Below are 18,166 nucleotides of genomic sequence, written 5' to 3'. Positions count from 1 at the left end.
TTCCATATTTTCAATACTTGTACTTGTCACTAAAATCCTTAGATTCCGAGAAACTTCAAAACGTTCTATTCGGTTACGACGTTTTAATTATTTTCCAAAGAATCGATAAACTTTTCGCTATCCATGGCCGCCATGGCTCCAGTCCCTGCTGCAGTAATAGCTTGACGATAGCGAGTATCCTGTACATCTCCACAAGCAAACACACCTGAAATATTTGTCATCGATGTGCCGGGTACTGTAACGATGTAGCCGTTCTTATCCGTTTCAATTTGACCATTTAAAAAGTCCGTATTCGGATGATGGCCGATGGCTACAAATACACCATGTGCATGTAGGATTTCCTCTTCGCCTGAGATATGGTTCCGGACTTTCAATCCTGTCACTCCACGCTCTTCCGCAACAACTTCAAGTGGGGTCCTGCTTAAAGCCCACTCAATTTTTGGGTTTGAACGAGCGCGATCTTGCATAATTTTTGAGGCTCTCAGTTCTTCTCGACGATGCACCACAGTAACTTTGGAAGCGAATCGTGTTAGAAAGTTTGCTTCTTCCAATGCAGTATCGCCTCCACCCACTACAATGAGTTCCTTATTTCGAAAGAAAAAACCATCACAAGTGGCACAAGTACTAACTCCCCGGCCTACATTTTCTGTTTCGCCTGGTATTCCTAAATATTTCGCACTGGCACCGGTTGAAATGATCAGAGTCTCAGTAATGATTTCACCTTTGCCCTCCACTTCCAGTTTAAACGGCCGTTTTTCCAAATCTACCATCTTTACCCAACCATTAAGAAATGTAGCCCCGAAGCGTTCCGCTTGTTTACGCATATTATCCATTAATTCGGGGCCCATGATGCCTTCTGGAAATCCAGGATTTTTCTCAATTTCAGTTGTTGTTGTAAGCTGTCCTCCTGGTTCAAGTCCTTCAATGACGAGCGGATTCATATTAGCACGAGCCAGGTAGATCGCTGCGGTCAGTCCTGCTGGACCAGTTCCGACAATTACAGATTTATACATATTCATCCCTCCAAATTCGATATTTTTTACAGTTGTTTATAACCATATTTTTTTAATATTCAATTGATTAATTGAATTATAGCATTAGGAAATCTGCTCGTCAATACAAGGATGGAAAATGACTACGAATGAGACACACATTGTAGAAATATATTTAGGGGCGGATGTTTGACTAATCTTTGCATAATGAAAAAAGCTGACAGAGCGCAATGGCAGTGTCAACTTTTTTTGTGAGAGTTTATGTTTCATATGCGTTGTATGTTGGAGTAAACCAGAATTTAAGGCTTTCTTTTTAACTTTCTAAATAGGGTATTCTTATAAATTTTATCAAGTTATATCCTTTTGACTTGACTCCACTCGGGTTGTTCATGTTAAAATTTTAATATTCAATTGAATGAACAAGAGCCGATTTCATGAGTAAAGTCAATTTTTGAGTATATAATTTCCACATTATGATTCTTCAGTTATGGATTATAGTTTAAGGTGTATTCTAAGGCTTCTCCTATGCATGATTGGAATTGGGGATTCCCGTTTTATAATACGACAAGAATAGAGGTTGAGAATAATGGAAGATATGCTGAACTCTGCGAAAATCTTTAAGGAAGATCTCTATAAACAATTGGCTAGAATCGGAAAATGTTTATCCAGTGATAAGCGTCTTGAGATCTTAAATGTGCTATCCAATGGTTCTAGAACCGTAGAAAAAATAGCTACCTGCACAGACATGAATATTGCGAATGTATCTCGCCACCTTCAAGTTCTGCTCGATGCAAAACTGGTTAAATTCACAAAGAAAGGAGTATATGTGATCTATTCTTTGGCTGATCCAGAAATCATCGAATTTCTTTCCTCTTTATGGCGAATCAGTGAAAAACAACTTCCTGACATTAGTAGAATGAAAGACGATTTCCTAAACAATCTTGATGACGTTCAAACGCTTACGATGGATGAGGTTAGGGAGAAGATTAATAATGATTCAATAATTTTGGTGGATTTACGTCCTAAAGAAGAGTATGACATGGATCATATTGCGGGAGCAATTTCAGTGCCGATGGAAGAATTAGATGCACTAATAAGAGAGATACCGAAAAACACAGAAATCATCGCATATTGTAGAGGTCCACTGTGTGTCTACTCAGCTCTGGCGACGCAGAAATTACAATCTGAAGGCTTTACGGCTTTTCGCATGGAAGAGGGCTTGAATGAGTGGCAAGAACATTTTCAGTTACATTAAGCTGACTTCTAAGAACAGACGAATAACAATTAATTTCTCCAATTCTTAACTAAAAGACTTCAAGGCCAATATTATTAGGCTCTGAAGTCCTTTTTAGTTAAGACAAACTTAGGAAACATGATATGATTTCTCTTAAGAGGTGGTTAGAAGTGGCGAATATTCAAGAAATTGCTCGCTTAGCGGGAGTATCCACAGCAACTGTATCACGAGTAATTAATAAACATGGCTACGTAAGTGATTTAACCAGACAAAAAGTTTTAGAAATTATCGAGGAGCTTGATTATGTCCCCAATGCTAATGCGATCTCTCTAAAAAAAGGTAAAACTCGTCAGATTGGAATAATGACGGTCTCCTTTAGTCCCATTATTATTAATTTTGTTCGTGCATTCACTCTTTTTGCTGAGAAAAACGGATTTATCGTCACTCTTTTTATCACGAATGGAGAACCTGAAAAGGAGCTTATTGCCCTGGAAATGCTAAAACGGAAGCAATTAGATGCTATCGTGTGTTTGATACGGTCCAATGAATGGGATGTCATTGAATCCTATGCCCGGTATGGCCCCATTGTTATATGGCAACGTCTTCAAAACGAGAATCTTCCTTCTGTCTTTATGGATCAATTTCATGCCTATTCGACAGGTCTTGAATATCTTCATTCCAAAGGTTACCGAAAAATACTTTGCATATATCCGATGTCCAAAGGACTGAATACAAAGGAACGCATTCGTGCCCATACAGAATTCGTTAAGAAACACAATCTCATGGCGTATCCATTTCCTCATTTCGAAGATAAAACTTTAGTTCGTGATGGGGAGGAGCTTGCTAAATGGTGGGTATCGCAGGAAGACCGACCTGATGCTATTTTTTGTGCCAATGATGAAGTGGCAGCTGGTCTTATGACAGCCCTGCGTCGATTGGGATTTTCCATTCCGGGAGATTTGGGGATTATGGGCTTCGATAATACAGAGGTGGCTCACTTGCTCGATTTGACAACGATTGACTATCCTATCGACCAGCAAGCTGAGAATGCATTTCTTATTTTGAAAAATAAGTTGAATAACACCAAAAACAGGCTAAACACTTTAACATACAAGTTAGTTGAGCGAAGTTCGACATAACGCAGTATCTTTAGTATTACTGGCATATGGTAAATTCTACAGTACATTAATAGAACCACTTGTCCAAATTGAACAAGTGGTTCTATTAACCCGTGAGTCGTAGGCTACCCACCCATGTAATTATATCATCACTCAGAAATATTCAGGACAGCACGGAATCGAGTCGATGCTGACATCATTTTATCGTATGCTTCGCTAGCACGATCTAATGGATATGACTCAATCATGGGGCGAATATCCGTCAGCACACTGAAATTAATCGTCGCTTGGATTTCTTCCGCTCCGCCTGTTAACGTACCTTTGACCGTGTTAGATCCTTTCAAAAAGTCCATCGCTGACAATTCTAGTGGATCAGTGGAAGTTGCCACAATGATGAGCTCGCTGTCTCGACCCAACCCGTTGATCAGAGAGGAAACGGCCTTCGCGTTAGGTGCAGTTGCCAGGATGACTTTAGCACCGCCTAATGCTTGTAATGCCTCAGCCGGATCTTCTTTGGCCGAATCAATGTAGTGATGGGCTCCAAGTTCACGTACGAGAGCTTCTTTATCATTTCCTCGTGAAATAGCCACGGTGCGATATCCGGCTTTGCTTGCAAACTGCACGGCAAGATGTCCCAGTCCACCAATCCCCTGAATCGCTACTAGATCACCAGGGCGAGCTTTACTATTTTTGATGGCACTAAAGGTCGTTTCTCCAGCACACATTAGTGGAGCAGCTTCCATTGCCGAAATTTCATTTGGAATACTGGACAAACTATCCTCATAAGCAACCATGTATTCAGCATATCCACCGTCCATTGTTAATCCGGTCACATGGCTATGTCCCCCATGCCATCCAATGCCGACACGTTCTCCAATTTTCCATTTTGACGAGCCTGATCCAAGCTCATCAACGATTCCTATCACTTCATGTCCAGGAATGCGGGGATATGCTGACGCCGCACCGCCCATGGCCATTGAATCTCCATTACATACGCCGCAAGCTTCAACGCGGAGCAATACTTGCCCTTCTGCCGGCTGCGGAACCGGTACCTCAACTAACTGCATTTTTTCTCCTGCAGCTGGAATTTGCATGGCTTTCATTTTCTTCATGAATAAACCTCCTTAGTTTTAAAATAGTGGTACTCCATTAGTATAGTTTAAACAGGTCAAATATTCAATTAATTAATTGTATATTTGAATGTATTATTTTCATTACGGATGAATAGATTCGTTGCAACTTCTTGTAAGTTTTGTATTTTTGTTATCTGATTGATGATTTTTGAGACTACTAGTTCAGCTGACTGAAGTGCACCTTCAAGATGTCACCAAATTCTGCACTTGCTTCTGTTCCAGCAAAGGCAATTTATTTTTCCATTCCCCAGATGCAGGTATAGGTCCGTAATGCGGAAAATTTTGAAGTGGAATACGATCTTCGGATATAGCAGTGCTCGCAGGTCACTTAAGCCAGCACCAATAATAATCACGGGGTTCTTCATTCTTTTCTCCATCGTATTAAATAGTTTTATTTTCATGTTGATATTACCTTAGAATTTATACCGCATTGTACAACTGTTCTAATCGTGCTTCTAATTGTTCAAACTGAACAAACCGTCCTTCACGAAAATATTCCTTTTGATCAAAAAATAAGATGATCGTGGGAACTGTAAAAATCAATAATTTGCCTGCAACCGCCTCTACCTTACTAGCATCTATATGCGCAAGTTTTATTTTTGGATAGTTGTTGAGTAATTCTTTTAGTTTGGGATAAATTGCATGACATACATTACAATCCTCTTGAGATACATATAGCATACTTAATCGGTTATTTTGGATAAACGTATCTATTTCATTCACTGAAGTTATTTCTTGGACATTTATCATTAATCTCCCGCCTTACTGTATGTTATTCGGAACTGAATGGCTCCAGATCCAATATTATTCAATGCAGTTTTGTTCTAATTTACTTTTCTGACTCCATTCAATTAATTGAGAAACTGGATCTACTAATAACTAATAAATACAAATCATGAAATCCCTGTTTTGGTAAAATACGTGCCACTTTTTTTCCTTTAAAATATTAATCGGTCAATATAATTACGCTATCTTTTGGAGACAAATCTTTTCCCCAAACAAACGGCAATCGCCCTAGGAAGACATTGTGGATTCCTGAAATGCTATTTTTCAAAATCGGAACTATCTCTTAATGTCAATCCATTTAATATAAACAGGCACCTGATTTTGTTTGATTATAAAGATAACATCTTACACCGCAAGGAAGCGAAAATGTTGAGTTAGCCAGTAAATTATCCTATATCTATTCCGTTCTTTCATATTAAGTCGAATCATTAAAATTAATAGAACTGTTGAATTTAATGATTAAATTTCAGTTTTATCAACTCTCTAAATCCAACTTTAAATGTTAAAAGCACTATATTTTTCACTTGCATCTTTTATTTAAATTTCATTCCTCATTCTCCATCGTAAGCATTCCACTCTCGGGCTCCTTCTTCTATTCGATACGCCGTAAAGCCCTGTTTTTGAATATAATCAACAGCTTGAGATGCAAGAGAACAATAAGGGCCACGACAGTATGCAGCAAGTTCTACATCAGCTTTATTTAATGTTTTTAGGTATTCTTCCAACTGCTCTAAAGGTACAGATATAGCACCTGGGATATGAGATGTTTTATACTCCTCAACTGGTCGAAGATCTATGAGAACCATGTTATCCTGCTTCATTTTTGCCAATAGGTCATTTTTTGTGATACTTTGGACACCTACATATTGCCTTTTCAACTCATCTTTAATCTGTTTTATGTCAGAGAGTCTGTCCTCACACAAATTCCATAAAGAGGACAAAAAATGAGTTACAGATAAATCACTAATATTATATATAACGAAAGTACCTTTTTTTTGAAATCTAACCAATTTTGCTTCCAGCAAAATTTGTAAGTGACGGGATACATTCGCAACACTCATATCAGTTTGTGTAGCCAAACTTTCAACAGATTTTGGTCCGTTTGATAAGAGATCCATAATCTCAAGTCTTTTGTCACTGGATAAACATTTCCCAATTCGAGCAAATTGCTGATATAAACGTTCTTTAATATCCGATTCAGGACATCTACTTTCCATTGGAACCTCCTCTTTGTTGCAATACCTTAGATTTTCGGGTATGCCTTCCTGCATGCGAATCACTCACTAGTATGTCCAAATATAAAATAGCAATCCAACATTTACTTTCCGTTCATTTTGGTTCTAGCTTTAAGAATTCACTTAATAAATTGAAAAAAACGACGGTTCAGAAAAATCCAAATCCGTCGTTCTCTTTACATGTATTTCAATGATTATTACAAAAATGGATTTGTTGAATACTCTGTTAATTAAGCATTCCTAGAATTTTTTCTCTAAGAGCCTGCTTTTGCTCAATCCCCACCATTGTCTCAGCCAATTTACCATCTTTAAATAAGAGTAGCGTAGGAATACTTCTAACTCCAAATTGTTGAGCCAATTCGATTTCTTCATCAACGTTGACTTTGGCTACTGTTGCTTGTCCAGCCAGATCATCAGCTAGCTCATTTACGATCGGAAGTTGCACTTGACAAGGTGGACACCATGGTGCCCAAAAATCAACTAGTGTCACTCCGCTGTTAATGTTCGATTCAAAATTCTGTTTTGTTAAAGATACTGCTCCCATAAATAGAATCCCCCTTAATTAATTTATCAATTATTCAATCGATTAATTGAATTATACTTTTGAAATCGAATTAAGTCAACTTTTTAATATCTATGAAGTTAAGTTCATTTATACGGCACCAGTATTTTTCTTGTATTATTTGCCCCGTTTGAACTACGTCTAATTTGCTTTTAAACAAAAAAGCCGAAGATCATTTGAATTAGATCACCGGCTAAAGATTCAACTTATTTAAGATTTTGATTAACTAGGGAGTGCGCCTTTAAACTCAAGTAATCCACTCCATATAACTGCCAAGATTAAATAAAATCCTTCTTCTCATTCAAACATTATTTTGCTCGTGAAATAAGAAAAAAAATCACAGAGTCGAATCCCAAACTTGGAACTCATCTGTGTTTTGCTTTTCTCGAATATTTTAGCTTTGGCTTGTCTGTTTATTTAATGCAGATCTATGTTTCAATTACGATGAACTGAAACCACTCGCTGGTCTTTTCATCTCTCAATTTGTTTTTTTAATATCTCCATGTTGTTTTGAATAATAAGTCTCTGAGCACCAATTAATTTGAGGCTCTCTATTCTTCTCATAAATCTTTATTAGTTGGTTTAAAACGAAAATCTTTTGTACGATATTTTCACAAAAAAAGTTAAGCTGTCGTTTATAAAAATTAATATCCTTTTGATAAGGATGGCGAAACGTTTGATTCCTCTCATATACATCAAGAAGCTGAATATGTAAATTATATATATCTTTATAATTAATCTTAATCTCCTCCGTTCTATTTTAGAATCAGTATTCCCATTTAGACAAGGAAATAGACATATGATTTCAATCTAATATTTCTTGGAAATTAATCAACAAAATAAAAAAACTGATGAGATCGTTTCGTCCCAACTTAAAAATTACAATGTATAAACAGGTCTGCTAATTATCTAAATACCTCGGGTAAATTAAAGCCTAAGTACCAAAGATGCATTCTCCAAATAGCAATGATGAGATTTGAATGAGTGCAACCTTTTTCTTGAAACGGTCATTTCACCTGCTATACATAAAGTAAAAAAGCCCCTTTTTAACGGGACTATTTAGGTTAGATATTTGATTGTCCTGTAGCTAAAAATGTTATAACAAAATTTTAGCCGAGCAAAGGTGATTTTTCCTTCAAATAATGTTTGTCTCACTTCTTGTTATAAAAAATAGGCTATCCTTTTTCACCATAAACTAAGAACACTTAGATTAATCATTAACAGATAATTTTGTGTTTACTTAGCCTTAATTCCCGATTTCACTGGGTTTTCGGGGATATTGCCTGTCTCATTTAGATGATATAAATAGTCTTGTGAGTTATAACTTCAATTGAGACAAAAACAGCCTAAAATAGGCTGTTTTTATATCATGAATTTTGAGAAAATTATAACATGAGCTAGGATAAACCCACTGTTTCTATACAACTAATTGAGATTTTATCAAAACAAAGAAACAAAGTAATGCTTTCTAAAAGGGACAATGAAATAAACAACGTCATTATCAGCTGCGACTATAAAATATCAAATGCTTTAATTAAGTGGCCATTTGTCTCGTCTATATCTTTTACTGCAATCATGCTTTTGTTCAAATCTTAGAAAAACGACAAGGGTAGTTATTCAGTATATAATAAGTTACTGTCTTGTACTTGCTTAAAAATCACACAATATTCTATGCCAGTTAACATCCTCAATAATAAAAGACATTACAATAAGTGAATTAGGAGAAGCCATGCTTCTTAATCAAACTACGGTTACTCGGAATGTGAACATCTTAAAAAAGCAGTTTCGTTGACGTCGTACAAAGTACAATTGATTCAAGAACTAGGATTATTACAGTGACAGAATTAGGATTGGCCAAGTTACAAGAAGCTATCCTATTTGGCAGGTAAGCCACTCCAATAGCGGTAACCATATACTAACGTTAACGTTGGTGGTAACATTAATATCTGTATTTCTTGGAAGTGTAATCTATGATTTTATTGCAAATAAATGAAAATTCCAAAGAGGAACGCTCTAACGATCTTTTTATCACTTCTGATCAGAATCCAGAGTCCCCAATTCGAACCACCTGCTCCAACGATTTCTCCTAACGAAACATAAACAGTTGGCTCTTAGAAGTTAATTGACATTGGGATGCTATACAGAAGTAGTAGTGCTAAGATAACTGTATATTTAGAAAGTACTAAACTTAAATTTCATTTTCTAATATCGACTCGGTTCCGAAAAAGACAAAAAGAGCACTGCCAGTAAGGCTGTGCTCTTTTATTACGCTTGGCAACGTCCTACTCTCCCAGGACCCTGCGGTCCAAGTACCATCGGCGCTGGAGGGCTTAACGGTCGTGTTCGGGATGGGTACGTGTGGAACCCCTCCGCTATCGCCACCAAACATGAATTTGCTGTGCAAATTCTTTTTCAGGAATCAGCATCGCCAAATGCTGTGTGTTCGCTTGTTTCATATAAGCCACTTGAGCCTATACAATACAAAACTTACACCCTGAAAACTGGATCCGAAACTTATTTGCGTTTTATTCTTTAGGATAAGCCCTCGACCGATTAGTATTGGTCAGCTCCATGCATTACTGCACTTCCACCCCCAACCTATCTACCTCGTCGTCTTCAAGGGGTCTTACTAATTGGGAAATCTCATCTTGAGGGGGGCTTCACGCTTAGATGCTTTCAGCGCTTATCCCTTCCGTACATAGCTACCCAGCGGTGCTCCTGGCGGAACAACTGGTACACCAGCGGTACGTCCATCCCGGTCCTCTCGTACTAAGGACAGCTCCTCTCAAATTTCCTACGCCCACGACAGATAGGGACCGAACTGTCTCACGACGTTCTGAACCCAGCTCGCGTACCGCTTTAATGGGCGAACAGCCCAACCCTTGGGACCTACTTCAGCCCCAGGATGCGATGAGCCGACATCGAGGTGCCAAACCTCCCCGTCGATGTGGACTCTTGGGGGAGATAAGCCTGTTATCCCCAGGGTAGCTTTTATCCGTTGAGCGATGGCCCTTCCATGCGGTACCACCGGATCACTAAGCCCGACTTTCGTCCCTGCTCGACTTGTAGGTCTCGCAGTCAAGCTCCCTTCTGCCTTTGCACTCTTCGAATGATTTCCAACCATTCTGAGGGAACCTTGGGGCGCCTCCGTTACTCTTTAGGAGGCGACCGCCCCAGTCAAACTGCCCACCTGACACTGTCCTCGCACCGGATTACGGTACCAAGTTAGAACCTAGATACGATCAGGGTGGTATCCCAAGGATGCCTCCTCTCAAGCTGGCGCTCAAAGTTCTACGGCTCCCACCTATCCTGTACAGATCGTACCCAAATTCAATATCAAGCTGCAGTAAAGCTCCATGGGGTCTTTCCGTCTTGTCGCGGGTAACCTGCATCTTCACAGGTATTAAAATTTCACCGGATCTCTCGTTGAGACAGCGCCCAAGTCGTTACGCCATTCGTGCGGGTCAGAATTTACCTGACAAGGAATTTCGCTACCTTAGGACCGTTATAGTTACGGCCGCCGTTTACTGGGGCTTCGGTTCATAGCTTCGCTCTTGCGAGCTTACCACTCCCCTTAACCTTCCAGCACCGGGCAGGCGTCAGCCCGTATACTTCGCCTTGCGGCTTCGCACAGACCTGTGTTTTTGCTAAACAGTCGCTTGGGCCTTTTCACTGCGGCCCCCTCGGGCTATTCACCCTACCGAGGCACCCCTTCTCCCGAAGTTACGGGGTCATTTTGCCGAGTTCCTTAACGAGAGTTCTTCCGCGCGCCTTAGAATTCTCTTCTCGCCTACCTGTGTCGGTTTGCGGTACGGGCACCTTCTCCTGGCTAGAGGCTTTTCTTGGCAGTCTGAGATCATGACCTTCGCTACTACAATTTTCGCTCCCCATCACAGCCCAGCCTTACGATGTGCGGATTTGCCTACACATCAGCCTCACTGCTTAGACGGACATCCATCAGTCCGCGTCACTACCCTACTGCGTCACCCCATCGCTCATAACGGATTACGGTGGTACAGGAATTTCGACCTGTTGTCCTTCGACTACGCCTATCGGCCTCGCCTTAGGTCCCGACTTACCCTGAGCGGACGAACCTTCCTCAGGAACCCTTAGGCTTTCGGCGGATCTGATTCTCACAGATCTTTTCGTTACTCATACCGGCATTCTCACTTGAATGCAGTCCAGCGCTCCTTACGGTACACCTTCAACCCGCATTCAACGCTCCCCTACCCCTGATGCAAGCATCAAGCCATAGCTTCGGTGGTGTGTTTAGCCCCGTTACATTTTCGGCGCAGAGTCACTCGACCAGTGAGCTATTACGCACTCTTTCAATGATGGCTGCTTCTAAGCCAACATCCTGGTTGTCTGTGCAACTCCACATCCTTTCCCACTTAACACACACTTGGGGACCTTAGCTGATGGTCTGGGCTGTTTCCCTTTCGACAATGGATCTTAGCACTCACTGTCTGACTCCCGGAACTAAATCTATGGCATTCGGAGTTTGACTGAGCTTGGTAACCCTTGCGGGCCCCGCACCCAATCAGTGCTCTACCTCCACGATTCTTCTTTCCGAGGCTAGCCCTAAAGCTATTTCGGGGAGAACCAGCTATCTCCGGGTTCGATTGGAATTTCTCCGCTACCCCCACCTCATCCCCGCATTTTTCAACATGCGTGGGTTCGGGCCTCCAGTGCGTGTTACCGCACCTTCACCCTGGACAGGGGTAGATCACCCGGTTTCGGGTCTACGTCCACGTACTCATTCGCCCTATTCAGACTCGCTTTCGCTGCGGCTTCAGCTCTTCACCTTAACCTTGCACGGGAACGTAACTCGCCGGTTCATTCTACAAAAGGCACGCCATCACCCATCAATAGGGCTCTGACTTCTTGTAAGCACACGGTTTCAGGATCTATTTCACTCCCCTTCCGGGGTGCTTTTCACCTTTCCCTCACGGTACTGCTTCACTATCGGTCGCCAGGGAGTATTTAGCCTTGGCAGATGGTCCTGCCGGATTCATACGGGGTTTCACGTGCCCCGCACTACTCGGGATCCGTCTCGGAGAGAACAAGTTTTGAACTACAGGGCTTTTACCTTCTCTGGCGGGCCTTTCCAGACCTCTTCATCTAACCGGTTCCTTTGTAACTCCATGTGAGACGTCCCACAACCCCAAGGAGCAAGCTCCTTGGTTTGGGCTAATCCGCGTTCGCTCGCCGCTACTGACGGAATCACTATTGTTTTCTCTTCCTCAGGGTACTTAGATGTTTCAGTTCCCCTGGTCTGCCTCTATTCTGCCTATGTATTCAGCAGAAAGTGACTGTCGATGAAGACAGCCGGGTTTCCCCATTCGGACATCCCCGGATCAAAGCTTGCTTACAGCTCCCCGAGGCCTTATCGTTGTTCGCCACGTCCTTCGTCGGCTCCTGGCGCCTAGGCATCCTCCGTGTGCTCTTTGTAGCTTAACCTAGACTTTTCTTTCGAAGAAAGAAAATGTCGATGTTCGATAAAGAATGATTTTTGCCAAAGGCAAAAGATCTTTCCTTACCTGCTACCTTTATTTTACTTGTTTACACAAGATCAGCTTAAAGGAATATTCTAAAACGCAATTTCGTTTCGGTATCCAGTTTTCAAGGTGCACGTTTTACCGGTTTTTAAGGCCGGATGAATAGTATATCTCATTGCTACTGACCTGACTACAAGTAAGTGTTGGAAATTGATATACCTTTTTGAGAGCTTGAACTCTCAAAACTGAGCAACGAGTGAGTAAGTTTGAAGCTAATGCTTCATATTTGAATGTTTCCGCTCTCCGGAAACGATTCTCCATAGAAAGGAGGTGATCCAGCCGCACCTTCCGATACGGCTACCTTGTTACGACTTCACCCCAATCATCTACCCCACCTTCGGCGGCTGGCTCCCTTGCGGGTTACCCCACCGACTTCGGGTGTTGTAAACTCTCGTGGTGTGACGGGCGGTGTGTACAAGACCCGGGAACGTATTCACCGCGGCATGCTGATCCGCGATTACTAGCAATTCCGACTTCATGTAGGCGAGTTGCAGCCTACAATCCGAACTGAGACCGGCTTTTCTAGGATTGGCTCCACCTCGCGATTTCGCTTCCCGTTGTACCGGCCATTGTAGTACGTGTGTAGCCCAGGTCATAAGGGGCATGATGATTTGACGTCATCCCCACCTTCCTCCGGTTTGTCACCGGCAGTCTGCTTAGAGTGCCCAGCTTGACCTGCTGGCAACTAAGCATAAGGGTTGCGCTCGTTGCGGGACTTAACCCAACATCTCACGACACGAGCTGACGACAACCATGCACCACCTGTCTCCTCTGTCCCGAAGGAAAGGTCTATCTCTAGACCGGTCAGAGGGATGTCAAGACCTGGTAAGGTTCTTCGCGTTGCTTCGAATTAAACCACATACTCCACTGCTTGTGCGGGTCCCCGTCAATTCCTTTGAGTTTCAGTCTTGCGACCGTACTCCCCAGGCGGAATGCTTAATGTGTTAACTTCGGCACCAAGGGTATCGAAACCCCTAACACCTAGCATTCATCGTTTACGGCGTGGACTACCAGGGTATCTAATCCTGTTTGCTCCCCACGCTTTCGCGCCTCAGCGTCAGTTACAGCCCAGAGAGTCGCCTTCGCCACTGGTGTTCCTCCACATCTCTACGCATTTCACCGCTACACGTGGAATTCCACTCTCCTCTTCTGCACTCAAGCTCCCCAGTTTCCAGTGCGACCCGAAGTTGAGCCTCGGGATTAAACACCAGACTTAAAGAGCCGCCTGCGCGCGCTTTACGCCCAATAATTCCGGACAACGCTTGCCCCCTACGTATTACCGCGGCTGCTGGCACGTAGTTAGCCGGGGCTTTCTTCTCAGGTACCGTCACTCTTGTAGCAGTTACTCTACAAGACGTTCTTCCCTGGCAACAGAGCTTTACGATCCGAAAACCTTCATCACTCACGCGGCGTTGCTCCGTCAGGCTTTCGCCCATTGCGGAAGATTCCCTACTGCTGCCTCCCGTAGGAGTCTGGGCCGTGTCTCAGTCCCAGTGTGGCCGATCACCCTCTCAGGTCGGCTACGCATCGTCGCCTTGGTAGGCCTTTACCCCACCAACTAGCTAATGCGCCGCAGGCCCATCCACAAGTGACAGATTGCTCCGTCTTTCCTCCTTCTCCCATGCAGGAAAACGATATATCGGGTATTAGCTACCGTTTCCGGTAGTTATCCCTGTCTTGTGGGCAGGTTGCCTACGTGTTACTCACCCGTCCGCCGCTAGGTTGTGTAGAAGCAAGCTTCTACACAACCCCGCTCGACTTGCATGTATTAGGCACGCCGCCAGCGTTCGTCCTGAGCCAGGATCAAACTCTCCATTAAAGACCAACCGAAGTTGATTTATAGAAAGAGCGATAAGCTCATTTTGAAACTGACGAGATAAAATATCTCTTGTTTGATTTTGCGAACAAAATCAATTTACTCACTCGTTGTTCAGTTTTCAAAGATCAAATTTTCATTTGGCTTTTCTTGGGCCGGATAAATAATATATCATTTAGGTTTCCTGATTACTACATGTAAATTATACAAATTAGTAAGTGACTTATCAAAATCAATTCTATTACTGTACTCCTCATATACTTTTGAATTTTTTTCTTCATTATATACCGTATATGTACCATGAATCTTTGAGGCTTCACAGCGCGGCGTTTCGACGGGGAGAAACATTCATAACCTTCAGTCAAAGCGTATTTACGAACGTTCTGAGCTAAAAGACGCTGGGACCAGACTTCGTAAGAATAGCCCAACTCTCCATCGGAAGCGTTAGACAAGGCTAGTTTATTTACATGGTAACCAAGTTCTGTAGTCTTTTCGTTGATATGTTTGATTAGGTTTATCCTATACTCAGGCTGTAAACAGTGACTTTCCTCTTTCAGCAATTGAAAACCTATCAATTAGAACAAATACACAGAATTATCCTTATTACAAGCACACTTATGCTTGGAGACTCAGATTAATTACCAGTGATTGGTTTAATAAAGTATTACTGAAAAATAAAATTAAATACTGTCCGGTCTGTATTAGTTTAAAGCACTATCATCGTTTGCATTGGGGAATTCACCCTTTACATTTATGTTTAATACATAAAACTAGATTGCAAGATTGTTGCGCGACTTGCTCTTCACCTATTACTCATAGCAATTTTATAAGAAATGAATGTGAAGCTTGTAATTCCAAATTAGAGAATGCAAATTTTGAGATATGCCAAAATGCGTTGCTTCTTGAATCTCAGAAAAGAATGTATGAAGCATTGCTAAACCAAAATTTAATTCTGCCGAATATTGATAGTTTCTCTGAATATCTTAAATTGGCGTATGGAAGTTTTCACTTGTTAATTGGTGCTAAGCATTTTATAGGAATGAAGGAAGGTGTTATTATAGCTTTTTATAATCAAAGTAATCATCGCAAAAATGGTTATGATGAGGCACTTGCTTATGCAAATGTTTATTGGATGTACAAAAACTTCCCATACAACTTTTATTTTGTTTTAAATGATTTTATTTCAAGAAACAAAGGCAGCAGAAATTTTTACCCTAGATTAAAAAAATTTGAGTTTTTTGTTCAATCCTCGGAATTTATTTGGTTAGAAAGAGCTTATCGGTCGTTTTTACTACAAAAATGTGAGGAAGGTACGATCAAAAAAGATTTATCGATTTTCAATTGATGTTCCATGCTTATGTTTAAAGAAAAGTAATAATATATATGACGAGAAATCAAGAAATGAGTTTGATCTATATATTTCAGCTACTGCATCAAAGGAAGATGATTACTGGTTACTTCCACGCATACAGTTTGATAAAGTACAATATCTTTCAATTAATTCATAATTTAAAAAAAGCCACTTAAGAAAATAATTGCTCATAGTTTTTTAAAAATTGATAATAAAAGTTAATGCCTAAAGAAAACATTATTATAGTTTAAAGTAAATCTTAAACGATATCGAAACATTGACAAAGTTGCTTTAGCTCAATTAGATATTAGGCTAAATGCTTAATAAAAATTGATTTCCAATCCTCAACACTTTTATTCTGTTGCAAAAGCACTTCGAGCTCATACACTGTTATTTTTGAATTATAAAGATCATAAATTATTGAATTCATAATAGTTGTAAGAGAATGTACTCTATAATATTTTCTTTCTATACCGGTTTCTTCAGTAATTCTTTGATGCGATATTGAAACCCCTTCTTTATATAATTTACATATGGCTGTTATTGCATTCTCAAGTCTTATACGTTCTGTTTCAATTTTATTTATTTGGGTTACTTCTTCTTTCCTTTGGATATACCAATTTATTAATTCTGGCATTTGACTCTTGAATAAAGTTCATCCTCATGTAACCATGATCTTTTACCGACCCAGTTCACTGCTATCACCTCTAAAATGACATTTTATTATCAAGTTTTAATTGCATTCTTATAAGCCATTGTTGCCGAAAAAAGTTAGCGTTAATCAAGAAAATAAATAACTGAAAGTAAAAAATGCCTGAACCATCAAGGTCGCAGGCACTGACATCTAATTCAAGTTCAATGACAAAACATATTCTATATAATGACAAAACTAATTACAACGGACATTCTCCCTGTGTGTTCGCTATAGACATTATTCAATATAACGTACAAACGTATAATATATTGATACTTTACAACTTACGTTATATACTATTATAAAATTTATACACTGGGGGTAAGGTTAAAATGTACATAGCTTCGGAGTTGAGCGGAACGAAGCCCGATTCACTCAGCTTTTTACATGGGGTTAAAGATTGTATTCCTACATTGCTTGGTTATGTATGTATTGGGTTCGCGGCAGGCATTGTGGGTGCCTCATCAGGGGTTAGCACCATGGAAATTGCCTTCATGTCAGCGCTTGTGTACGCCGGAGCCTCTCAGTTTATTATGTGCTCGATGCTGGCTGCAGCCAGTCCTCCATCCGTCATTATTTTAACGACATTCATTGTGAATGCTCGTCATCTGCTGTTAAGTGCGTCGCTGGCTCCTTACTTTTCTAAATATTCATTGTGGAAAAACATAGGCATCGGCGCTCTTTTGACGGACGAATCCTTTGGAGTAGCGTCGGATAAATTGGCTAAAGGCGGGCAGGTCAGTGACCGCTGGATGAACGGGCTTAATATTACAGCTTATCTCGCTTGGATTGCATCCTGTGTGGCGGGAGGGGTTCTCGGGAACTGGATTTCCCGGCCGGAGGCTTTAGGTCTGGACTTTGCCTTGCCTGCGATGTTCCTTGCCCTGCTTATTTCCCAGCTCCAAAGTGTCCAGACCTCCAAACTCAAGCATCGTCTGCTGCTTGTGCTATGTATGGCTGTTCTGATGTACCTTTTGTCCTGGTGGGTGCCATCACATATCGCCGTCATTGTAGCAACCATGATCACCGCAACGATTGGAGTGTTAACCGACAAATGAGCATTAATCCCAATGTCCTGTATATCATTATCGGTGCCATGATTGTCACAGCCATCCCAAGGATCATTCCCTTTGTCGTGCTGCAAAGGCTGGCGCTTCCCAAACCAGTGCTACAATGGCTTTCCTATATTCCCATCTGCATATTCACGGCCCTCGTGATGGAGAATTTACTCGTCCGAACCGAATCCTCAGTCACTCTTAATGGGCAAGTGCTTATGGCTGTCTTTCCTACGCTAGTGACCGCCTTGTGGAGCAAAAACCTGCTGGCTACCGTCGTTGTCGGTATTGTGAGTATGGCTGTAGTTCGACTATTATGGTGAAGATAAAAATGCCCTCCTACAATAGGAGGGCACCTGCCATTTCTTATGATCCACCTGTCGTCCTTACTAACGAGGACGACAGATCTCCTTCCTCAAAACCACGTTCTCGAAGAATGTGGCAATCCGTAAATTGACGCATCTGACGCATACCTCTACTACCAGTAAGCATATCTTCAAGCACAATCAATCAATATTAACCCAAGGTTCTCCATTCTTTTTTTACATTTTTTACTTTCATTATAAAAGCAAACGGGCAGAATTTAAATCGAGTTCCATCACATATCGTTCATCCCCGTGAATATACTTAAT

The 18,166-nt window shown here is 41.1% G+C and carries 11 protein-coding genes and 3 rRNA genes; 5 read left to right on the top strand and 9 right to left on the bottom strand.

What is annotated here, in order from left to right; genetic code table 11:
* Positions 1-83: 83 nt before the first annotated feature.
* Positions 84-1,013: a thioredoxin-disulfide reductase gene (gene trxB / locus ACYCSE_RS17680; RefSeq protein WP_459699095.1), complete on the bottom strand. Its 930-nt coding sequence runs from the start codon at positions 1,011-1,013 to the stop codon at positions 84-86.
* Between the two features lie 565 nt (positions 1,014-1,578).
* On the opposite strand from trxB, the gene ACYCSE_RS17675 reads away from it, so the two are divergent.
* Both ACYCSE_RS17675 and ACYCSE_RS17670 read left to right on the top strand, forming a co-directional pair.
* Positions 1,579-2,247 (top strand): ArsR/SmtB family transcription factor, encoded by a 669-nt coding sequence (locus ACYCSE_RS17675; RefSeq protein WP_023988726.1) that lies wholly within the window; start codon positions 1,579-1,581, stop codon positions 2,245-2,247.
* A 149-nt stretch (positions 2,248-2,396) separates the two neighbouring features.
* Positions 2,397-3,365: a LacI family DNA-binding transcriptional regulator gene (locus ACYCSE_RS17670; RefSeq protein ID WP_459699092.1), complete on the top strand. Its 969-nt coding sequence runs from the start codon at positions 2,397-2,399 to the stop codon at positions 3,363-3,365.
* Between the two features lie 128 nt (positions 3,366-3,493).
* Here ACYCSE_RS17670 and ACYCSE_RS17665 read toward each other — a convergent pair whose 3' ends face one another.
* The 7 genes from ACYCSE_RS17665 to ACYCSE_RS17635 all read right to left on the bottom strand — a co-directional run bounded on the left by ACYCSE_RS17665 (position 3,494) and on the right by ACYCSE_RS17635 (position 14,437).
* Positions 3,494-4,456: a zinc-binding dehydrogenase gene (locus ACYCSE_RS17665; RefSeq protein WP_459699090.1), complete on the bottom strand. Its 963-nt coding sequence runs from the start codon at positions 4,454-4,456 to the stop codon at positions 3,494-3,496.
* Positions 4,457-4,897: 441 nt separating this feature from the next.
* Positions 4,898-5,227 (bottom strand): thioredoxin family protein, encoded by a 330-nt coding sequence (locus ACYCSE_RS17660; RefSeq protein WP_459699087.1) that lies wholly within the window; start codon positions 5,225-5,227, stop codon positions 4,898-4,900.
* 587 nt (positions 5,228-5,814) lie between these two features.
* Positions 5,815-6,480 (bottom strand): ArsR/SmtB family transcription factor, encoded by a 666-nt coding sequence (locus tag ACYCSE_RS17655; RefSeq protein WP_459699084.1) that lies wholly within the window; start codon positions 6,478-6,480, stop codon positions 5,815-5,817.
* A 244-nt stretch (positions 6,481-6,724) separates the two neighbouring features.
* Positions 6,725-7,042, bottom strand: a complete 318-nt coding sequence (gene trxA, locus ACYCSE_RS17650) for a thioredoxin (RefSeq protein WP_250267898.1) — start codon at positions 7,040-7,042, stop codon at positions 6,725-6,727.
* Between the two features lie 2,287 nt (positions 7,043-9,329).
* Positions 9,330-9,446 (bottom strand): 5S ribosomal RNA (gene rrf, locus ACYCSE_RS17645).
* Positions 9,447-9,593: 147 nt separating this feature from the next.
* Positions 9,594-12,520: ribosomal RNA gene (locus tag ACYCSE_RS17640) — 23S ribosomal RNA — on the bottom strand.
* Positions 12,521-12,881: 361 nt separating this feature from the next.
* Positions 12,882-14,437: ribosomal RNA gene (locus ACYCSE_RS17635) — 16S ribosomal RNA — on the bottom strand.
* Together the 16S, 23S and 5S rRNA genes form the textbook arrangement of a ribosomal RNA operon.
* Before the next feature lie 928 nt (positions 14,438-15,365).
* On the opposite strand from ACYCSE_RS17635, the gene ACYCSE_RS17630 reads away from it, so the two are divergent.
* Positions 15,366-15,779: a hypothetical protein gene (locus ACYCSE_RS17630; RefSeq protein WP_250261929.1), complete on the top strand. Its 414-nt coding sequence runs from the start codon at positions 15,366-15,368 to the stop codon at positions 15,777-15,779.
* A gap of 313 nt (positions 15,780-16,092) precedes the next feature.
* Here the strand turns inward: ACYCSE_RS17630 and ACYCSE_RS17625 are convergent, their stop codons facing one another.
* Positions 16,093-16,422 (bottom strand): hypothetical protein, encoded by a 330-nt coding sequence (locus tag ACYCSE_RS17625; protein WP_459699081.1) that lies wholly within the window; start codon positions 16,420-16,422, stop codon positions 16,093-16,095.
* A gap of 389 nt (positions 16,423-16,811) precedes the next feature.
* On the opposite strand from ACYCSE_RS17625, the gene ACYCSE_RS17620 reads away from it, so the two are divergent.
* Together ACYCSE_RS17620 and ACYCSE_RS17615 are read left to right on the top strand one after the other, a co-directional pair.
* On the top strand, positions 16,812-17,537 hold the full coding sequence (locus ACYCSE_RS17620; RefSeq protein ID WP_459699079.1) for an AzlC family ABC transporter permease: 726 nt from the start codon (positions 16,812-16,814) through the stop codon (positions 17,535-17,537).
* Entirely contained in the window at positions 17,534-17,857 is a 324-nt protein-coding gene (locus ACYCSE_RS17615; protein WP_039269810.1) for an AzlD domain-containing protein, read from the top strand. Before ACYCSE_RS17620 ends, ACYCSE_RS17615 begins: the two co-directional genes overlap by 4 nt.
* Positions 17,858-18,166: the final 309 nt, after the last annotated feature.

This window comes from Paenibacillus sp. SEL1 (assembly GCF_054602535.1).
Note: the sequence above shows the minus strand (reverse complement) of the source record. Positions and strands in the feature narration are given on the sequence as shown.

Coding starts and splice junctions, on each gene's coding strand:
- ACYCSE_RS17655 (WP_459699084.1), bottom strand. CDS start 6,480: ATGGAAAGTAGATGTCCTGAATCGGATATTAAAGAACGTTTATATCAG.
- ACYCSE_RS17625 (WP_459699081.1), bottom strand. CDS start 16,422: ATGCCAGAATTAATAAATTGGTATATCCAAAGGAAAGAAGAAGTAACC.
- trxA (WP_250267898.1), bottom strand. CDS start 7,042: ATGGGAGCAGTATCTTTAACAAAACAGAATTTTGAATCGAACATTAAC.
- ACYCSE_RS17675 (WP_023988726.1), top strand. CDS start 1,579: ATGGAAGATATGCTGAACTCTGCGAAAATCTTTAAGGAAGATCTCTAT.
- ACYCSE_RS17660 (WP_459699087.1), bottom strand. CDS start 5,227: ATGATAAATGTCCAAGAAATAACTTCAGTGAATGAAATAGATACGTTT.
- ACYCSE_RS17620 (WP_459699079.1), top strand. CDS start 16,812: ATGTACATAGCTTCGGAGTTGAGCGGAACGAAGCCCGATTCACTCAGC.
- ACYCSE_RS17615 (WP_039269810.1), top strand. CDS start 17,534: ATGAGCATTAATCCCAATGTCCTGTATATCATTATCGGTGCCATGATT.
- ACYCSE_RS17665 (WP_459699090.1), bottom strand. CDS start 4,456: ATGAAGAAAATGAAAGCCATGCAAATTCCAGCTGCAGGAGAAAAAATG.
- trxB (WP_459699095.1), bottom strand. CDS start 1,013: ATGTATAAATCTGTAATTGTCGGAACTGGTCCAGCAGGACTGACCGCA.